Annotated in this window: 14 protein-coding genes and 1 pseudogene; 1 reads left to right on the plus strand and 14 read right to left on the minus strand. The window is 51.6% G+C overall.

What is annotated here, in order from left to right; translation table 11 throughout:
- Positions 1-100: 100 nt before the first annotated feature.
- Positions 101-1,405 carry an ABC transporter substrate-binding protein gene (locus QMO62_RS28345; RefSeq protein WP_284645853.1) on the minus strand — a complete coding sequence of 435 codons (1,305 nt, stop codon included), beginning with the start codon at positions 1,403-1,405 and terminating at the stop codon, positions 101-103.
- Between the two features lie 28 nt (positions 1,406-1,433).
- Positions 1,434-3,710 carry a hypothetical protein gene (locus QMO62_RS28350; RefSeq protein ID WP_284645854.1) on the minus strand — a complete coding sequence of 759 codons (2,277 nt, stop codon included), beginning with the start codon at positions 3,708-3,710 and terminating at the stop codon, positions 1,434-1,436.
- Positions 3,711-3,879: 169 nt separating this feature from the next.
- On the opposite strand from QMO62_RS28350, the gene QMO62_RS28355 reads away from it, so the two are divergent.
- Complete coding sequence (locus QMO62_RS28355; RefSeq protein WP_284645855.1) at positions 3,880-4,659, plus strand: AraC family transcriptional regulator; 780 nt, start codon at positions 3,880-3,882, stop codon at positions 4,657-4,659.
- Positions 4,660-4,708: 49 nt separating this feature from the next.
- Here the strand turns inward: QMO62_RS28355 and QMO62_RS28360 are convergent, their stop codons facing one another.
- The 12 genes and pseudogenes from QMO62_RS28360 to QMO62_RS28415 form a co-directional block, all read right to left on the minus strand.
- Positions 4,709-5,866 (minus strand): glycoside hydrolase family 88 protein, encoded by a 1,158-nt coding sequence (locus QMO62_RS28360; protein ID WP_284645856.1) that lies wholly within the window; start codon positions 5,864-5,866, stop codon positions 4,709-4,711.
- A 655-nt stretch (positions 5,867-6,521) separates the two neighbouring features.
- Positions 6,522-8,399, minus strand: a pseudogene (locus tag QMO62_RS28365) (rhamnogalacturonan lyase).
- Between the two features lie 346 nt (positions 8,400-8,745).
- Positions 8,746-9,051, minus strand: a complete 306-nt coding sequence (locus QMO62_RS28370; RefSeq protein WP_284645857.1) for a metal-sulfur cluster assembly factor — start codon at positions 9,049-9,051, stop codon at positions 8,746-8,748.
- Positions 9,052-9,065: 14 nt separating this feature from the next.
- Positions 9,066-10,298: a hypothetical protein gene (locus QMO62_RS28375; protein ID WP_284645858.1), complete on the minus strand. Its 1,233-nt coding sequence runs from the start codon at positions 10,296-10,298 to the stop codon at positions 9,066-9,068.
- Between the two features lie 22 nt (positions 10,299-10,320).
- The gene (locus tag QMO62_RS28380) at positions 10,321-10,545 is read right to left on the minus strand and encodes a DUF2249 domain-containing protein (protein WP_284645859.1); all 225 of its coding nucleotides are present in this window, start codon (positions 10,543-10,545) and stop codon (positions 10,321-10,323) included.
- Complete coding sequence (locus QMO62_RS28385) at positions 10,535-10,843, minus strand: DUF2249 domain-containing protein (protein ID WP_284645860.1); 309 nt, start codon at positions 10,841-10,843, stop codon at positions 10,535-10,537. The genes QMO62_RS28380 and QMO62_RS28385 overlap by 11 nt, the downstream gene beginning before the upstream one ends.
- A 303-nt stretch (positions 10,844-11,146) precedes the next feature.
- A complete protein-coding gene (locus QMO62_RS28390; protein WP_284645861.1) occupies positions 11,147-11,443 on the minus strand; it encodes a DUF2325 domain-containing protein in 297 nt (98 codons plus the stop codon).
- Positions 11,444-11,618: 175 nt separating this feature from the next.
- The gene (locus QMO62_RS28395; RefSeq protein WP_284645862.1) at positions 11,619-12,497 is read right to left on the minus strand and encodes an MBL fold metallo-hydrolase; all 879 of its coding nucleotides are present in this window, start codon (positions 12,495-12,497) and stop codon (positions 11,619-11,621) included.
- A 231-nt stretch (positions 12,498-12,728) separates the two neighbouring features.
- Positions 12,729-14,951: a carbohydrate-binding protein gene (locus QMO62_RS28400; RefSeq protein ID WP_284646706.1), complete on the minus strand. Its 2,223-nt coding sequence runs from the start codon at positions 14,949-14,951 to the stop codon at positions 12,729-12,731.
- Positions 14,870-16,540 (minus strand): glycoside hydrolase family 43 protein, encoded by a 1,671-nt coding sequence (locus QMO62_RS28405; RefSeq protein ID WP_284645863.1) that lies wholly within the window; start codon positions 16,538-16,540, stop codon positions 14,870-14,872. The genes QMO62_RS28400 and QMO62_RS28405 overlap by 82 nt, the downstream gene beginning before the upstream one ends.
- 60 nt (positions 16,541-16,600) lie before the next feature.
- Positions 16,601-18,364, minus strand: coding sequence for a glycoside hydrolase family 2 protein (locus QMO62_RS28410; RefSeq protein ID WP_284645864.1), 1,764 nt, complete (start codon positions 18,362-18,364; stop codon positions 16,601-16,603).
- Positions 18,365-18,384: 20 nt separating this feature from the next.
- Entirely contained in the window at positions 18,385-20,634 is a 2,250-nt protein-coding gene (locus QMO62_RS28415) for a family 43 glycosylhydrolase (RefSeq protein ID WP_284645865.1), read from the minus strand.
- Between the last annotated feature and the right edge of the window lie 13 nt (positions 20,635-20,647).

Genomic DNA, 20,647 nt, shown 5'->3' on the forward strand with positions numbered 1-20,647 from the left:
TTTTTTTGCATTTTGTGGCAGATTTCACATAAAGCCCGGTACCGATCCGCGTGTAAAAGAAAGCTGACGATCCTTTGGATCGTCAGCCTTCCCCATAAATCTACTTCAGCTTCGCGGCTTCCATCTCCTTTACCGCTTCCTCCTCCGACGTGCGCAGCAAGGTGTTCAGATCAATATTTCCGCTTGCCAAGTCAACAAGCTTTTTCGTGTAGGCGGCTGAGACGTAGCTGTCATATAGAGATTGCACCGCGATCGGCGCGAAGGAGCTGTACAAAGCGGACTTTACATTCTTGTCTTTAAATTTCGTTTCCTGCGCGAACGCCTGACGCACCGCATCGTTCTTGACGACCGGAAGCGTTCCGGTCTTTGATACGGCGAGCTGGAACTCGTCGGAGAGAAGGTATTGAATGATCTCCATCACTTCGTCCTTATGCTGGCTGATGCCGGAAACGCCAAAGTAAGTCGGGTAGGCCTGCGGATGCATGCCCGGCGCTTCCTTGTAGATCGGATAAGACACAACGTCCCAATTAAGTCCCGTTACGTCCTGGGTAACGTGTACATTGGCCAGACCTGCCAGCATGGCCGCATCCCTGGTCTTGACGAAGTGATTGACACCGGGAATGGCCTTGATCTCCTGCAGCTTCTCCTTGTAGCCGGAAGGCTCGGACATCCTGGTAAAAATTTGGAAAATTGCCTTCCATTTGTCATCCTGAAGCGTCGGCTTTAGCGTTTTGGAGTCAATCTTCGTAACGGAGAGCGGGCTAATGTCGAAATAGTGCCCCAGCGATAAGGCTAATCCGACGTACTGAACCCCTCCCTCCGTTCTTGTCAGCTGCCTGTTCAGCTCAAGCACTTCATCCCAAGTCATACCGTCCTTCGGGTACGATACACCGAACTTATCAAAGAGATCCTTATTGTAGTATAAGGACATGGTGTTGTTTACAACAGGCAGCGCATACAATTTCCCATCCGACATCTTCCTCATCGCATCCAGCATGGTAGGCTCGATTCGACCGGTATCGATATTATGCTTTTTGATCAAATCGGTCATATCCATATGAACGTTGTACTGCAGTGCTTTGGAGAAGGCGGCGACCGATTCCCAGATCATATCGATTTGCTGTCCCGAGGTTAAGAGATCCGGGTAGTCCATGCCCTTCACCTTCTGAATATAACGAATGGTATGCTGCGGAAACTTCTGTCGAATCGCGTTGCCGAACCGATCGTTGAACGCTTCCTCCGTCCATCCGCTGGACGAGTAGATGACAAGCTCCGCCGGCTTCGTCACGATCGTTTCCGCCTCGTTCGTCCCGTCTGTTTTTGCTATTCCGCCGGTTCCTGCTGCATTGCAGGCCGACAGCATGGCAGCTGCCAGCACCAAAACTAACGTTCGCTTTCTTGTCATCTTGATCCCGCCCTTTTTGTTTTTTTAATTACACGAGACGGACGAGCCGAGCCGCACCTGCTTGCAGCTCCAGCTCCAGCATACCCGAAGAGCCTTCCCATAGCGCTTGCCCAGTGGAGATGTCGACTCCGCCTCCATTACCGGTTAGCCGTGCCGTTTCGTTCGTATTCCCCAGATTCGCCGCGAGCACGTAATCGTACCCATCCGCCCCGCGTACACGAATCCCTCGTACAAGGCCGCTCTGGTGAATAAGCGGTGCAATGGAGTCCTGCGGTTCGGCATAAGCGCCTGTAGCCTCGGCGTCTTCCCCGGCTTTCAGGATAAAGCCTGCATCGACAAGGACCTGACGGGCATCGACGGATTGCAGCCCCGTCTCGCAGGGCGCACAGATCTCATCGGCGTACAGCATGCCCTCGAGGCCGATGTTCGTTAGCTTCTCCTTCAGACCGATCTGCCTGCGTCCGGGGCGATAGATCGTCAGCTCCTTCGCTCCATAAGCTGCGATGACGCCCAGCTGATCGTCTATGTTCAGCCATGGAGACCCGGTGCGGACAAGCTGTTCACCGCTGCCTTCGCCTGCAAGCTTCTCTCCTCCCTCTCGATAATGGTAGGACCGTACATTCCCGTTATACAGATCGTTCGGCATTAGGAGATGAAGGCCCTTCACCTGACTTACGTACACTCTCTGCTCTAAGGCTTCGGTATGCTGCAGGAGCAGCATATGGGTGTTGTCGGGCAATGCCGCACACACGAGCCGGCTCCTCGCAATCGGATGATCGCGTTGTCCTTCTCCGAGCAGCCCTAGCGTATGGATTTGCATGCTTCCCCAGGTAAGAAAGCCCCCCTCGAACATTTGACCGGTATGCTGCTCCAGCCGCTGCACCGTCAGACGGCCAAGTCCTGTCAGGCGGACGGACAAGTTCTCCTTCCATTCCGCCATGTCGCTGCGGCCGGGCGGGAGGCAGAGTCCCTGCGGCTTCTCGGCGGATTCCCAAACCCAAGATGCAATTCGCTTCTCGCTACTATGAAGGTAAGCGCCGTGGTACTCGTCATGCCAAGCGCAGCCTGCGGCTTCTTTGATCACAATCGGCTGCCGCTTCTCCTCTTCTTTCCTTGATCCCGGCAAGGTCCCGCCCTGCCCGATGAGGGGTCTCCAGGCCAATCCCATCGATAACGCCACAGCGCGGTCAGACTCCAGCCGAGTGTAGTAAAGAGGGGACTGCTGCTGCAGAGCACGGCCTCTGCCTGACAGGAAGGAACCGTCTCCATTCGCATCCATCTCGCGACGAACGATTTGCAGCCATCCCTCTTCGAAACGGTCGCAGTCCGGATCGTTCAGCAGGTCCTTCGCCATGTGCCACATCGGAACCGCATATTCCTGGCAATACGTATACCGCATACGGGTATCGCCGCCGATTCGCAATAGGCGTCCGTCCCGGAACGTACAAAGCTTGACGAGCTCCCACAGCTCGTTCATATGATGATAAAGAGCTTCAGGGGCTTTCGAGCCGCGGCGCTTACAAGCGAAATGAAGCATAGCCATGTTCGATAAACAAATTACCATGTAACCCACGTTCAAATACCCATGGTGATTGAGCGCCATCGAGTCGAAAAAGTTAGCTCCGATAAATCGTTCTGCGACGCTCTTTCCATCCTTCAGCGTCAGACTATGAGCATCCGAGGGAACCGAGATGGAATTGATAAAAAATGATAGCGCTTTCTCTTTATACTCCGTAGCCCGCTTGCAGTCAGGAAATAGCTCCGCCGTCCGATGCAGCAAAGCACCGTTCCATAGATTGCTTTCCGGCTTATTATTGCCGTCCTTGTTGTATAATCCGCCGACAATGGTGTAATGATCAAGCAGCCAATCACTTTCCGAGATGAGCACCCTTCGAAGCAGATCACGATCCTCTTCCCCTAGTTCGGGCTCAAGAGCCTCCACCCCATGCATCATCCGCTCCACGCCAAGCACGCTGATCCAGGTATGCCCCCACTGGGTGCCATCCGTGCACCGGTAGTCGCCTTCGATATGCGTTTGAAGCGAGTAGCGTAAGAGCCTCAGGGCATCCGACTTTAGCTGCCCCCTCGGAATACCGGAACGCTCCTCATTGTAGCGCGGATCGGCAGCCGTTACGGCGAAGGCGGCAAAGGCCTTTTGGTTCGTTTGCACCCCCCACGTATTCTCTCCGGTACCGTAGCAAGCAAGCTCCGGCCGGTCCGGGCAGCTGTACCTATAGGGCAGAGCACTGCCTACCCATCGTTCAAGAAAATTCAAATACAAGGAATCTTTGCCATCTGTTGTCATGCTCGCACCTCACGGATTCGTCATTACTTTAATAATTATTTTGTTTTATAATAGTATTGTATCAGCTTCAATATAAGATAAGCATACATAAAACTCGGTTTTGTTGTACGATACTTTGGTTTTATTATGAATTCTGTAAGCGCTTTATAATAAAGAGGGAGATGGACACATGCTTACCGTCGAAAATGTGAAGTACATGAACTACGCGAATACTTGGGGCGGGTATGAACCGATTGCGGATATTCCGCATCATCTGTTCATGTTTATGGAGAAGGGCTCCTGCACATATTGGATTGAAGGAAAACGATACGTTGTGTCGCAAGGTGATGTGCTATTTATCGGGGAAAGACTGGCTAGAGGAGCTGAGGCTGCGGTAGAAGCCCAATCCAAGTATTCGGTCCATTGGACCGGAGACGGACTTTTTCAGCATTTTCCTCAATTGAAGGGACAAGTAGTTGTATTCAAAGCTGCCTCGCTTCACACCTACTTGAAACAAATCTATTCTCAAATGCATCACATTTGGGCGAAAAAGGACATGTATTATAAAACTCTTTGCGAAAGTATGCTGCTGGAGCTTGCCGTACGCATTCATCAAGAGCATGCCTTACGGCAAAGGTCAGGGAAGCAGGCGCGTGTCGTTCAACAGGTGCGGGATTATATTATGGAATATTACCGTGAGCCTCTATCGATCGAAGAGCTTGCCCACCATGTAGATCGCAATGCGTCCCATGTTATCACAAGCTTCAAAAAGTATTACGGTGTGGCTCCATTGGAGTATATGCATCGAACGCGCATTACGAAGGCCGAGGAGCTGCTTCTGACGTCCGACGCCAAGATCGAATCGATTGCCGGCGAGCTTGGTTACTGTGATGCCGCTTATTTTAACCGCATGTTTAAGAAGCTGACAGGCATGACGCCGTCAGCTTATCGCAAGCAATTGGAATTGTAATACCGTGCTGCCTTCTACTCCGAAGGTGATGTAATCGATCCCTCCCTTGTTACCAGTACATATCCCAATCCCGAGTGAGTCTAACCAGCGCTTCAAAAAAGAAGTAATCTCCCCATATGGTGCACTCGTCTACGCCGTGGTTGTCGGGTAAAGAATATACACCGTGCAGCAGGAAGCCTTCCGCCTCCGGTCGATCTATGCTCATATAATTCTTGATTAGAGACTCCAGGATATGGAGAGACCCGTTGGTAAAGTAATGCTTATCCGGGTCAGAGTCCTCCATCGACTTAGCCAATTCCAGCATTCCGCAAACCGCGATCGCCGCAGCAGAGGAATCCCGTTGTACATTATTTTCGGTAAAGACATGGTCCCAGGCACACACTCCATCCTCCGGAAGATGCGCAAGAAAATAATGGCTCAATCTTCTGGCCGTTTCCAGGAATTGACGATCCGCCGTGTATTTGTAGGAAATCGGAAACCCATAGATCCCCCATGCCTGTCCTCTTGACCAGCAGCCTTCGTTGGAATATCCCTGCCCTGTAGCAGCGCGAATGAAATCACCGGTTGTCGGGTCAAAATAGCAAGCCTGTATGATCGAGTCGTCTTTTCTAACGAAATAATCGACGGAATTCCAGGCATGCGAATAGGCGATTTCCCCATAATAACCGTTCCCTGTCTCTTGGGAAGCCCAAAATAACAAGGGAATATTCATCATGCAGTCGATAATGACCCTTACTTCCCCTTGCCGACTGATGAATTGCCGAATCAATCCCGGCTTCGTATTACGGGTCGCCAGGCAGTCCGCTGCTTTCAAAGCATATTCCCTGGCGTATGTATTACCCGTAAGCTTATGAGCGGCAACACAGGAGAGCGAATATAAAAATCCCAGATCGTGCGTATCGACTTGGTTGTTCTCGAATCTCCACAAATAGGAATCGAGTTGTTCTTCTGCAGCCGCCCTATACTTCGTGTCGCCTGTTATTTCGTAGGCAAGCCAATGCATGCCGGTCCAAAACCCGTTGATCCAGTGAGTATTCAAAATCGCAGGATAGATCATATTTTCCGTATGGGGCCCCGGAAATTGATTCTTGCTGAAGCGCTGCATATTTTTGTCCAGCCTCGCTATCACCATGTCGATAGCACCGGCAATCTCCTCCCTTGAAAGCAGTGGAGAGCGTTCATATTTGTCAATGCGTTGTACAGGCATCGGTACATTCCTCCTGATCTCAAACGAATGAAAGACTTATCCTGAACTATAACAAAGAGACATATATCGATGTTGCGTGATCGTATAACGCTGTTGCTGTTTGATATTAGGAGAACTGCCTTAGTCGTAGCAACTTCGGCATTGCGGTTTTGGGTGAAGAGGGAATCGGTAGATTCATAGAATCAGCTACCATGATATGGTATAATTATATTACATCAAAGAGTGCTCTCATGGGTGGCGGCTCGTCTCCGAAAGGAGGTGATCCGGTGGAAGTCAAAGACGTTGCAACGATTGTGATAGGAGCCATTACCATCACTCTTCTATTTGTCAATCTAGTTATCACGTTGATCACAACTTACCATAAAAGGAAATAGGACCGTCCCCACTTCAGCAAAGTGAACGGTCCCCTTCCCACCCTATTGGAGCCTGCCCCCTTGAAGGGCGACTATTGATGCGGCCCGGGTTCGTTAGCAGCGATCCGGGTCTTAGTCTATTCAAAGGTTAGAGCTCTTATACATCCATTATAACCTAATGTTTTGGATTTTCAACCTGATCTGCCATGATGCGGCGAAACGAAATCATACCGTATAAAACTAAAATCCCTATTTCCAGACAATAGAGAGACAACCTTGCGGCTGTCCCTCATCCATTTGGTTTAAGGTGTCGTATAAATAAGGGGCTGTGGTGACGCAGCCATACCGGTGCCAAGATAGTAGCTTGTGTGAGGCGGCTGGTTGTAGGCGACGTTTTGCCATGCGATACCGAGGCGGTAAACCGGATCATGCATCAGCGTATGGATCTTGGTGCTGGTGACGTCCGTGGTCGTATAAAGCCTTAGAGCATTACTGTCCGTCGTTCTCCAAATCACTTCTTCACGCCAATCCCCCAGAAGATCAGCCTGGAGAGAAGGATTGCCTTTTGTGCTGTTGTTAGAGCTTGTGCCTGTAGCTGTGAGTAGTCTTGTCAACGAGTTGTTCGAATAGTTCCACTTGTCGATTTTCCCTGTTCCGCCGGTATGGTCCAGAAGCTCACGGGACAAGTCACCGTCCCACCAGATGGCGAAATTAATGGAGCCCGGATTGGAGCTGCTGATTTGCGTGCCTGTTACGGTATGAAGACCAACGCCTGACGCCCAGAGCTCTGTCCCTTTGTAGCGGGGATCGATATCGGCGGCCAAGCCGCGACCGGTATCCGCACCGGTATTTTTGCCCCAGAGCACTTGCCCGGTCTTGGCATCGTGTATTTCGGCGCCATATTGTGCGGAGGTGCTCTCATGAACCCCGAACACTTCCAAACCCGGACGATCCGGATCCAAATCGCTGAGATGCATAGCATCCCCGTGACCGAGCCCCGTGTTGTACAGCTTCGCACCGTTATCGTCAATCCCCAGAGAGCCGTAATGAATTTCGTCTTTGCCGTCACCGTCGGTGTCCGCCACACTGAGATTGTGATTGCCTTGACCCGCTGTTCCGGTATTGGTGGAGCTATTGCTATCAAATGTCCACCTTCTGGTTAGGGTGCCGTTGCGCCAGTCGTAAGCCACGAGTACAGTACGGGTGTAGTAGCCGCGCGCCATGACAATGCTCGGGCGAACGCCGTCCAAATAAGCGACCCCGGCCAGGAAACGGTCGACTCGGTTGCCGTAGCTGTCGCCCCAGCTGGATACGGTGCCTCTTGGGGGTTCGTAGGCGGCAGTCGTAAGCGCCTTACCCGTTTGACCGGAAAAAACCGTCAAATACTCGGGACCGCTCAGGATATAACCGCTGGAATTGCGGTAATCCGCACTTCCGTTCCCAATCGTAACACCCGTACCGTCGATGGTGCCGTCAGCTGTTTTGCACACAACCTCCGCTTTGCCGTCCCCGTCAAAATCATAGACTAGGAACTGAGTGTAGTGGGCGCCCGCCCGAATGTTTCTTCCAAGGTCGATTCTCTAGAGGCGCGTTCCGTTCATCTTATATGCATCCAGATAGACATTCCCTGTATAACCGGATTGGGAATTATCCTTGGAATTGGACGGGTCCCATTTTAGAACGATTTCATATTCGCCGTCTCCGTCCAGGTCGCCTACGCTTGCGTCGTTGGCGCTATAAGTATAGGCTACGCCGTCCGGCGTCGTACCTCCGGCAGGCTTTTGAATAGGGATGTCCTTGTAATTGGTTCCCCATACGGAAGCGGCAGGGGAAGCCGTTTGTTCCACGCCGTTCACAATGGCACGGACTGTATAGCTGGAGCTGGCGGTGCCGGCTGCATCCTGATAATTGGTGCTGTTTGTAATCGGAGTAGAATTGACCTTCGTACCGTTTCGGTACAAATTAAAGGAAACCGCACTGGATTCCGTACCAAGCAATCGCCAACTGATGTAAACGCCCGTATCGGTCTTTACCGCCACGACTCCTCGGCTCAGCTTCTCCGCTTGACGCGCCGATGCGGCCCATGCGGCCTGCTCAGGGATGAAGCACGATGCGATTATAGAGGCAGCAAGTACAAGCGTAGCGGCCCTTCGCAGCTTACTTTGCGTGTTGTTACCCATTCATAATTTCCTCCAATCGATTAATGTAGGGAAGCACAAATATAGATGTCTCATTTCCTCCTTTCTTTAATGAATACGCTTACTTAATTTTGGAAGCTGCATTGCTGATTGGTTGAACACCATATCGGCTTCCCTAAGAAGATCTTATTTGATTCCGTATGGTAAAATAAACCAAATAAACCGATATGATTGTTCAAAAATCAGTGATTTCTTTTATTCACCATTAATGTTATATATTTCATATTTTAATCGGAGCTCTTCCTATCACGCGTACAAAAAACCTCCAAACGCGATGGCGATTTGGAGGCAGAGGGGCAGCATTTAACGATCCGCGTGAAATTTTTACTCAAGCATTCAATTGAGCTCTAGCCGCTTCAGTCATCATTTCGGGAGACCAGCGCGGTTCCCAGACAAGCTCCACCTTTACACCTTTTATATCCTTCATCCCTTCTAAAGCCCGTCTAACTCCTCCTACGATCGTATCATGCAGGGGACAGCCTGGTGTTGTCAGCGTCATACGGATAGCCACATCTCCATCGGATACGTCAATACGGTAAATTAAGCCCAGGTCCAAAATGTTGACCCCTAGCTCCGGATCAAGTACCAGCTTCAAATGCTCACGAATATGCTCGGCAGTAGCTAGTGTATCCATACAAATCACTCCCGTTATCTAGTAAATACCTTCACAACCAAACCTATATAAAACAAAGAAAAGAGAGATACTATCGAAATTCCGGCTGCTGCAGCTTGGGTGATTGAAAAGCCCATCCCAAGGATAGCGATGCAGAGGCCCAAGGCCATACCAAGCATGCCTCTATGCACAAGCTTTTCATCGATCATATCTGACATCACCGGTATATCCGGTTTGCCTGCTTGAGGACCATATTTATACGTCCACCAAAGGAAGGGTACGATTTTGGACAGATACCCTAGAATCGTCATGGCGACCCAGCCCCACAGGTAGACCCATCCGGCAAGAAGCACCCAAGTTGAGCTCCATAAATGCTCCGGTGAAATCAACCATACAATAAAGATGCAGAGGGAGAATACAAATAAAACCCGAGTACACCAAATGGTCCATAAAATTCCTCGGCCCGGCATAGGCTTATGGCGATGCTTCCGGATCTCGACGATATAATGGTCATAAACGAATAGAGCGGTAACTAACAGAACAATACTTACTCCCATAAAAAATGTGTGGAGCTGCAAAAGAAAGGTGACGGCCCCCAAAAGGACACCGGCATTCCAAAGGCAGGTAATTACGTGCTGTGGCCTCTCAGCAGCTCCATGAGACAAGTAGAACATAGGAAGCATTTTGTAGCTAAAGCCTGTAATCAGGAGTCCGAACCAGCCAAGCGTCCCCACCCAGATGTGCGCAGAGAGCAGCTGCTCGTACACCTCTCCCCACAGGTTAAAAGCGAAATTCAATCCCATCGCGGTGCCGAGCACTCCCGTAAGCACCAAATAACCTATGGAGCACGCCGTGCTCACCGTGATGGGATTCCACTGCTTTGCGCCACGCAAAGTATGACCCACATTCCAAGCAAACAGCAGAATCCCTATGAACGTTATGGAAGCGCCGACTGCAATCCAACCCGTATTCACACGGAGAAACCCTTTGAGAAGAAGAATCGACCCTAATGTAAAAAACGTGTAATGAACATATCCTAGCATCCGACTGTGAATTCTTCTTTGCAATACGACATCGATGAGCTGATACACAGCCCCCATCGCGATCATGGTTGCCCAATCCAGCACGAGCAGATGAATTCGAAACCAGCCGTCGGGATTCCGCGGCGGCTCCACAACCCATGCCCCGAAGGTAAATAAAGATAATAGGTGGAACAAGACGAAGCTAATGACGCCGGTTGCGATAAACAGCAGCGGTAGTCGTATCATGGCCGCTCTCCTTCCATACAAGCTAACGCTTGGTAATGGTGATGATTGCGGAACCGTCTTCCCGGGAGTCAACCGCATAGTCGTATTTCAAGCTCCTCAGCTCCTCAATCAGAAACATGGGGACACGATCGTTGTGGATGATCACCTGTCCCCCCCTATCCATCTCTTTAAGCGCTTGGAGTGTCCGCATCATCGGTTCAGGAGGCTGCAGCCCCCTGTTATCCAGTTCAATTACTCTATTGTTCATCGACTGCCGCCTCCTCTACGTGTTCGGCAAATGCCCGCAAGGACAACGACGCCAGCCTCACCTGTGCCTCTTTCCCTTTGGCAAACGCTGCGATCCAATGATCCTCCGCTTGTTCTTCTACCTTATGCGTATAGCCTTTGGTTTTCATAAACCCTAAGAGAGGGGTCGGCTTAAAGGTAGCATGCAAAACGAATAGTTCGTTCGGCTCCAGTGAATCCACTGCATTCATAATTTGTTTAAACGGCTCCAGCTTTTGTCTTAAGTAAGGCCTAACGTCAAGCTCCACAATTTGTCCCATTCTCTTCATTCCCTTCATCACTGGCGACCATATTTACCTGCGTAGTACATCTGCCTGAATCTTCTCATGAGAATGTTTATCAGCTACAAATACAGTGTAAGGGATTATCAGAAGCAGCTGTGTGATTGCAGTCACAAGTGGATAAGCTAATGGGAAAATCATGCTCGTCTGCCTTCGGTCACAACGAAAAAGGACTGCGCTTCAAGTAAATTGGATCCACTTAAAGGACAGCCCTTGTTCATAAAGAAAAAAAGCCGAAGGAATAGCACCCAGGCTTTTATATGTAAGCATATGTTCGATGCATTACCCTACCATGCGTATCGCCTTATCCAAGGCTCCGGTAGCCCCGAAGCCGTCATGATAGCCGATTTTCTTTCCCAGCTTATCCGCCAGCTCCCGGACGGCCCACATCGAAGAATGCTTAATGGCGCCTTTTAGAACGATTATGACATCCGCTCTGTTGATCATGTGCATGAAATGGCGCTCTACCGAGCCCCCGCCGGTCTTACCGTTATGATGCTCGACAATAACGCCCCGCTTTTGACCCAGCTTCTTGAATGTGTCCGTTTGACTACCTCCAATGATCACCACGGTTTTCATGCCTTGTTCCCCCTAACCATAAATATGAGTCACTTACTATTATCATAATCATAATTATAATAATGTCAATCAGTTTAGTTGGAATTAATGAAGAGAATGAATGGATAAGTGAAAAAACTAAAACAGGCCACTGCTCCTACGCAGTAGCCCATCGATTTTAGATATGTATTATCGGTTATTCCGCACCTTCGAGACGCTCCCTTACATACAGCAGCCTCTCTCCTACAGCCATCATCTTAAACTTCTGTTCAGGGTATTCGCGAAGCAAATAATCTACAAAGTAAGAAGGATTGTCCGCGTTGAATGGGAAGACATCATAATGCATCGGAATCACTAAGTCCGCCTCCATGGCCACGGCAAGATCCGCCGCGTCACGGAAGCCAAGATTGCCGACGATGTCCATCTGGCTGCGCTTCACGTCACGGCCGTTAATCGGCAGAAGCGCTACATCGATTCGGCAAGCTTTGAGCCGGTCCGCCAGTCCCGAATAGCCGATCGTATCCCCTGCATGATAGAGTGTAATTCCGCCCATTCGCACAACGTATCCCAAATAAGGATAATTCCCATCCGGATCCACATCGAATTCTTCGTGCATACACGGGATCGATTCAACCTCCATAGCTCCCAAACGCAGCGTCTCATGGGCAGTGGCCCCAATGATACGTTCGGACTCGATACCACATTGCAGTAGTAAACGAACGATGGGTGCCGGACAAATAAACATCGTATGCCGTGCCGCGCTGTGAATGGCTCTCAGTGTTATCGGATCCAAGTGATCCCCGTGGTGATGACTCACGAAGACATAATTCGCATGAGATATTCTAGCCGGATCCAACGGCGGAGCGAACGATCGCTTCCACAAGGAATCCGATTCGTCCTCCACGGTGATACCCGAAAGAAAAGGGTCGAAGTAACATACGATACCTGCCCCTTTAACAACCACCGATTCCTGCCCCAAATGCCAAATGGCTACTGCATCGTCAGGCACGACGGTGTTTTCAATCTGCTGAAGCAGCTGCTCTCCTTCACGGTAAACTTTACGTGTTTTTTGCATTAGCGCTCTCTCCTTTGCGCGGTTCTTATTGTGGAAACGGAAGCTTTAAAGGTCGAATTCGCCTTTTACTCTCTACTTGTATAGTTCGCCTAAGAAGAGGAAGATTCCTCCTTTCGTTAGCGTCATCCACTCCGCAGCCGTTTCGGGGATCCAACGAACGATTGACATCAGACGTAATGAAAAATCACCTTCCTCAGAGCTGGATCGGCTCAAAAGAAGGTGAATTTTTTCTTATTCCGCAGGAATCGGCTTCACAGTGAAGTTGTCGAGTAAGCTCTCGCTATTGAAGCTTCTTACGCCTACATTGCCGTGAGTGAAGGCCGTCTCGCTGCGATCCATGTAATCAATAAGAGGCGTTGCCATATCTCCGACGTAAACCTGAATCCTGGTTCCTTTTGCAACGATTTTTAAATGCTGCCATGTACCAGGCAAACCGGGTAGCGCCTTTCCGGTCAAATACTGGAAGTCGTAATTGAATTTGCCCAAATGCACGCCGTCAGGAGCCAGATACGCGATATATCCTTGTAGGAAATCATTTCTGTTCTGATTCAGTTCCGTCCCGTCAGCCGGATTGTTCACTCGGAACAGGATACCCGCGTTGCCATCCTTCTGCGTATTGGCGCTTATTTGGATATCCGTCTCAACCACATAGTCCGACCAGGTACTGTCACCGATGACCGCTTTCGGAAACCCGTTCGCTCCGGATTTATATACGCCCGGTTTGGGAACGACGGGATCATTGTGAATACGGAAGCTGTAAAAATCAAACTCGCCGGTTACGATTTCCGCTTTGATGGTATGGTCGCCTGCTGGAAGGGTGATCCCCTCTCTCGAGACCGTCTTCCATTCATGAAAACCGCCGGTATTCGGTATATCCATGATCCCTGTAAGGTCGATAGCATCATCCAGCCAAAATCTGACCTTACCGCCATCCATCCCTGTAGCCACTCTCAAATCAAGCTTATAGGTACCGGCTTCAGTTACCTTGACATTGTATTTCAACCATTCTCCGGTCTGGTTCCATCCCGTCGTATACCCTTCCGGCAATAAACGAATATCGACGTCATCGGTCCGGTAAAGGCCCCGTATGTTATCGGGCGTATTGTCATGATAGGCCACCCCTTCCCCGCCGTTCATGTAATCTACGGCAAGAACAGTCCCGGGCAGCGTGCTGAATGCGGCAGTCGGCTGGAAGGAGAGGCTGGCAAAATCGTATTCACCCTTCACGATTTCCACTTTGAGCGTATGGTCGCCTTCCGGCAGATTCAAGTCACCCAGCTTTATGTTCTTCCAGTTATTCCAGCCCCCGGTACTCAGGATATCGACGATCCCGGTCAAATCGGTCGTATCATCGAGCCAAAGCCGGATCTTGCCTCCGTCTAGTGCCGTTGCGACCCGGACACTGACTTCGTAAGCAGCGGATTCCGCGATATGGACGTTATATTTCAGCCACTCGCCGGTCTGGTTCCAGCCTACGTTCCAGCCTCCTTTGGGGTTCACGCGTATGTCCACTCTGTCGTTGCGATACTGGCCGCCGAGATTGGAAGCCGTATTGTCATGGTAGCCGACACCCTCGCCGCCTGTGTTGTAATGAACAGCTTCCACAACACCCGGTATGGATTTGGGAACGTCAAACGATACGAATTTCAATCTCGCAAAGTCATACTCTCCACTGTACGTTTCGAACGTAACCGTATGCTGTCCTTCCGGCAGCTGAAAGGGTCGGGACAGTGTCGTTTGCCAGGTGTTCCACGCCCCGGTGGCCGGTATATTCATCACGCCGGTCAGGTCCGTTTGATCGTCCAGCCATATCCGCGCCCCATTCCCGCTGAACGTTGTTGCCGCCGTGACTTCAACCCTGTACGTTCCGGCACGTTTCACGTCGATGTTATATTTCAGCCATTCACCGGCCTGATTCCAGCCAACATTCAGCCCGTTGAAATTGGTGTTCGTTCGGATATCGACGGAATCGCTGCGATAGGCTCCCCCGATGTTATCCGGAGTTTTATCATGGTAGCCGACACCTTCACCGCCCGTATTGTAAAAAGGCGCTTCAATGATCCCCGGAACCGGCTTGGGGGTGCCGAACGGAGGCGCTTCTCCCGTATCTACCCGCCAGCCCTGCTCGAATTTCCTCCACCCGTCATCGTCCCCGTCATTGAAATCATCGGACAGGGCCACCGTTGCAGTGGAACGGCTGAATCTCAGAGAATCCAATTCTACCGAGCCTTGGCCGGATATCACTTTGAGCTTATGTAAACCCTGCGGAAGCATGACATTCTTAATGACCAGATGTTCCCACTGCTTCTCCCCGCCTGTCGAAGGGAGCGGCACCATACCCGTCAGCTCGGTGGATTCATCCAGCTCGAGCTTTAGTCTTGCATCGGCTGCCGAAGCATACCTGATGACGACATCATAGGTCCCCGCTTCGGATACATTGACGTTGTATTGCAAATTCCCCTTCTCGAACGATGAGACGTAATAACTCCCGTCCGAAGCCTTGGCCGTAAGGAGCATATCGTCTTCACGCCCGGACTTGCCATTTCCTCTCGGGATATGATGGAAGCCTGAATCTCGCCCGGGATCGGCTTGTAAGCGGGTTGGGCAATGCTGCCTCCCACCTTGTTGCTGAACGCGACATATCCGAAATCCGCATGCGCATCGGTTGTCGTGTAACCGATTCTGCCTTTGCCGAGCTGTTCGACGGAACGGGTTTGCTTCAGCATACCGTCGACATAGATGCGATAGTCGGAGCCTTCCTTCTCCACGCGGATTTGATGCCACTTGGTATAGTCATAACCTTCCGGAAGCGGAGTCGTTTCTCGAATCATATCCTTGCCGTCTACGCGGAATACCGTCTCGAGCCGATTAAGTTTACGGTTTAATACGGCAACACCGTAATTTTTCTCATTCGAATAAGAGAATACCGCTCCCATAAGCGGGCTTATGCTGTTCCCCTGTTCCACTTGCTTCAGGTTGAACTCTGCTGTGAATTGGTCGTCCGTTGCTTTGTGCGTTAGTAGCAAATGAGACTGCTCCGGTTCACCGATCGCATCCTGGTATAACGTGCCGCCGTCCCTGATTCCCCAGTTTCCTCCACCGACGGTCTTCCATCCGTCACCTAGCTCGTTTCTTTGGAAGCGATCTTGGAATTCAGGCATGGCCGGGTCAGGCTGATCGGATGTCGTAGGACCAAGCACGAGCATCTTATCTCCGTTCCATACGATCCGGTCCAGGTTCAGATGGCGGCCCGGGTTCGCATGGCTGTGGTAGACGATATAATCCGAATCCAAATCGGGACCGCGCACGATGGAGTTGTGTCCGAGGCCGACATGCTCCCCTTCCGTATCCAGCAGAATCGGATTCTGGGAAACAGCCGGCATGAAACCCGAAAGCGGGTTCGGGCTGCTCGCATAGTCTACCCTGTATCCGTCACTCCAAACGTGGTTTCCGGTGTAGGTCATATAGTATTTCCCATTCCGTTTCATAACCGTCGGACCTTCCGTCCAGCCCCTCATCACGGCTCCCGTATTTGATTTCGCACCGAACGTATACGGGTCGGACATCGGACGGGCGTCGATATTGCTGCTGCCTGTACTGTAGAAGTACCATTGTCCGTCATCGTCGATGAATACGTGCCCGTCAATGCCGGTAACCTTACTGCCTGTCTGGGCAATGAAGTGACCCGTAGGGCTTGTGCTTTTCAGCACGCGATGACCGCGCGGAGTTGAACCGTCGTCCTGAAGCAGAGCCGTATACATGTAAAAGTCGCCGTTCCAATATACCACCTCGGGTGCGTAGGCTCCTTTGGTAACCGGTTCCGTTGCACATAAACCGCGATATTCCCAATGTACCAGGTCATCGGAAGACCACACCTTCACACCCGGCTTATCGTCCACCGTACTGACGTACAAATAGTAGACTCCGTTAAACTTCAAGATAAACGGATCGCCTTCTCCGTAAAAATTGCCGTTATTCCAGCGCCATGAGTCCGGTACGATTTGAGGATTGCTGTAAGAGAAGCCTGATGCAGGAAAAGACATGATTAAGGTAAGAGCAAGTGGTCCCGTTACCCACTTCTTCAATCAAAATCAGCTCCTTCGTCACATAAGATTGATCTCCCTGATTTTCTCGATCGGTACCTTTGGTTTGCGATCCTCGGTCAGTACCCCGTTCACTTCCTGCTGGACGTCGGTTATTTGCGTATAGCAGTACCCGACGATATAATCCGTCTGCTTGATGGCTTCATGAATGCCGCGGAACCGTTCAAGGAACGCTTCCTCTGAGGCGACCTGCCCGCCGTAACCCCAGCCCTTCTCGGACTGGAAGGCGATCCCGCCGAATTCGCTTATGATAACCGGCTGTCCCTTGTAGCTGTAGCCGTCCGCAAAGGCGTATTTCCATTGGTTGCAGGTCTTCTCGTTGTTCACGATTTCGTCCTTGCTCGCATAACGCTTCAGGAATTGCTCCTTCTTCTCCACATAATCGTGCAGCGTCAATATGTCGGATACCGTATGCTCCCAGCCGTCATTCACGATCACAGGCCGGTTCGGATCAAACGACTTGGTCAGATGATAAATTGCTTCAGTGAACTTTTGCTGCTGACGGTCCTTGTAGATATTGCCAACACCCCACGATTCGTTGAATGGAACCCATGTGATAATGGAAGGGTGGTTATACTGCTGGCGTACAATCTCCATCCATTCCGATGTAAATTTCTGCACCGCGTTATCGTTAAATTCGAACGTTGCCGCCATCTCCGACCATACAAGCACGCCTTTGACATCGCACCAATACAAGAACCGTGCGTCCTCCACCTTCATGTGCTTGCGGACGCCGTTATATCCCATCTGCAGAAGCAGATCGATATCCTCGATCAGCGCTTCCTCGGAAGGCGGCGTCAGATGGCTGTCCGTCCAATAGCCCTGATCCAGCACCAGCCGCTGATAGATCGGCACATTGTTCAGCAGTACTTTGCCCTTTTCGATCGATATTTTTCTCATACCGAAATAGGAGTAGACATGGTCAATCACAACGTCGTCGCGGTACAGAATAAACTCTACATCGTACAGATTCGGACGGCCCGGGGCCCAGTAGCAGCGTTTCCACGGTCCGTTCATTTCGTGAACGAGATCGACCTCGAGCGAAAGCCACGGACGATCGATGGTCAGGCTTGCCTGCTTGACCTGGCGTCCCTTCATGCTAATCACCGTTTCCAGACGAAGCCGGCTGCCGGCATGCAGATCGCCCTTGACCTGATAATCGAACCGAACGGAAGAAGCATCCAGATCCGGTGTGATTTTCACCGAATCGACGTACTGCCGCTCAACATACTCAAGCCAAACCGATTGCCAAATCCCCGTCGTCTGCACATAGAAGCATTCGAAGTTATCGTCCACCCAGCGCTGTTTGCCGCGAGGTTGCGTGGCGTCCTTGCTGTCCTCGACCTTCACTGTAAGCTCATTCGGAGACCCGATCGTCACGTAGGGCGTGATATCGAACGAAAATGCCGAATAACCGCCCTGGTGCCTTCCGACATGCTCCCCGTTAACCCATACGTCAGCAATGTAATCGACCGCTTGAAAATGCAGGAGAATGCGCTTGCCGGCAGCTTCCGAAGCAATGTCCAGCGTTCGGTTGTACCAAACGAAGGGGTGGTGAGCCTCCTCGCCGATGCCGCTCGCCTTCGTCTCGTAAGTGAAGGGGACGATGATTCGTCGGTCTCCGCCGAAGCTTCGATGCCACCCTTTGGCAACACCTGAGCCTTCATCGTCAAAGCCGAAGCGCCACTCGCCGTTCAGATCGACCCACTCCTCCCTCACGAACTGGGGTCTTGGATAATTTTTGATATATTTCTTGGTTGTCATCTCGTTCTTGCCCTCCCTGCTTAGTTTCGTGTTACCGTCAGCGGCGAGATCGTCCAAGCCGTTGATACGCCCTTCAGGCCTACGCGGCCGAGCAAAAATGCGTTCGGGTCGGTCCACTTCATAATGGGTTCCTTGCCGTCCCCGGCGAATACCGCAAGGGACGCCCCCTTCAGTTTCACTGTAAACCTTCGGGTTTGACCCGGAGTAAAGGCTAGGGAAGCGGAGGCTTGTTCCGCGGATTTCTCGTAGCTGACTTTCGTTAAAGCTACCCTGCCGCTTCGAAACGAAAGCTCGTAACCCATGAATGCATCCTTGACCTGATCCTTAAACTCGGATTCGTGAGTCGTCCGCAGCAAGATTCCTATCTCTTCTGTGGTCGCTTCTTTGAGAGTCACGTCGAAGCTCACGGTATAATCCGTCCAGCCGGCATCACCGCCGAACCGATTCAGCACCCCTACGCTCGTTGGCTTGATGACGGACTGCTCCGGTACGGCTGCCGTCAGACTCGCTTCCACGTACCGAAGGGTGATTTCACCCTTCACTCGGCGCAATGACAGCCATGCCGGTCCTTGCTTCAGCTCGAACTCGCCCAGCGGTACCTTCGTCCACTCTGCACCACTTGCGAATAATGCCGGATCCAGCTTGACCTGCTTCGTCACTCCATTTACCTCAATCTCCAGCACGGATCCCTCCGAGGCTTTGGCCGCATTCACCGAAAGCAGATAGGTACCGTCCTGACGAAGGTTGACCGGAAAGGCGATGCCGTCCCCCTTGCCCGACAGGCGTACGGCATCGCTTCCGTCCGGCGTGATCCCCGTACGGGCGACCGGGTTGCCGTCACGAACGCCATGAACGGCTTCGATTGTGCCTGGCAGCGGCTTGATAGCCTTCCCATCGCTGCTTCCACCCGCTTCATTAGAGAAGGCCGTATAATGCAGCTCCGGCTTCCCCCCTTCCGGCCACGCATAACCGATGCGGCCAGGCTTCGCAGCCATGGAAGGTTGCTCGATCCTGAGCAGCCCGTCCCAGAAGAGCTTCGTACCTGTGCTGTCCGACTCGATACGTATCGTGTGGAGCTTCGTCAGATCGATGCCGTCCGGCAATGGTATCCTTGCCGCAGCTGTCTCCACGCCGTTTACCTGATCGATCAGCACAAGCTCCATCTTTGCCTCGTCCACACGGGCTGCGCGGTAACTTCCCGAATCCTCGTAGGCAAAGATCGCATCCAGCGCGGAAGCGCGACCGCCAACAGCTGCACCACCCAAATTGAAATTGTATTCTACGGTATATCGGCTGCCGGTTTCCGTCCGGGCAAGCCAAGCCTCACCGTCACCAGCCCGGTTCGTTCTCTCCCACTTGGCTTCGGACGGCGCCTCACCGGGAACATCCCGAAAATCCGGGAGCCGGGGTGCCTCCTGCGGAGCCCCGTGCGTCGGTCCAAGAACGGACATCTTGTCTCCGTTGAAAACCAGCCGATCCAGGTTCATCCTTCGAACGGGAGGCCCCTCCGCCGAACGGCCGACCAAGTTATGATAAACGATGTAATAGGAATCCAGATCCGGTCCCATTACCGTCGCGCTGTGGCCCAGACCGTTAAAATCGTTGGAGGTGGATATCAGGATCGGGTTGTTCTCCGGTAGGGTATAAGCTCCGATAGGCGATTCGCGAGTCACTCCGTAATTGACCCGATACCCCCTGCTAAACACGTGATTACCGGTGTAGGTCATGAAATATCGTCCGTTTCGCTTGATGATCATCGAACCTTCCGTCCAATGCCCCAGCGAGGTGTTCAGCTGTTTGCCCGGATCGATCGAATACGGATCGCTCATCGTACTGGCCATAATGCCATCGAATTTGGCGTGGGTGAAATACCATTTCCCGTCGTCGTCGATAAAGACGGAGCCGTCGATCGTCAGTCCGAGATTGTCGGTTTTCTTCACGAACGGTCCTGTCGGTTTGTCGCTTTGCAGTACATAATGCCCTTTGCCCGCCGGAGAGGTGTACATATAGAACGAGCCGTTCCAATAAACGACCTCCGGTGCATATGCGCCTGTGCTGACCGGCTCCTCGGTAACCAAGCCCTCATATCGCCAATTCACAAGATCATCGGAGCTCCACGCCTTAATCCCGACTCTCCGATCCTTCGTACTGCAGTAAAGATAATATTTGCCGTCGTAACGGAGAATGTAGGGATCTCCGATGCCGTAGTCCTCCCATTCTTGGTCCAAGACGAACGGGTTCTCGTACGTTCGATCCAAGCTTACCGCCATACGGTTCGTCTCC

The organism is Paenibacillus silviterrae, assembly GCF_030167925.1.
Taxonomy (GTDB): Bacteria; Bacillota; Bacilli; order Paenibacillales; family NBRC-103111; genus Paenibacillus_G; species Paenibacillus_G silviterrae.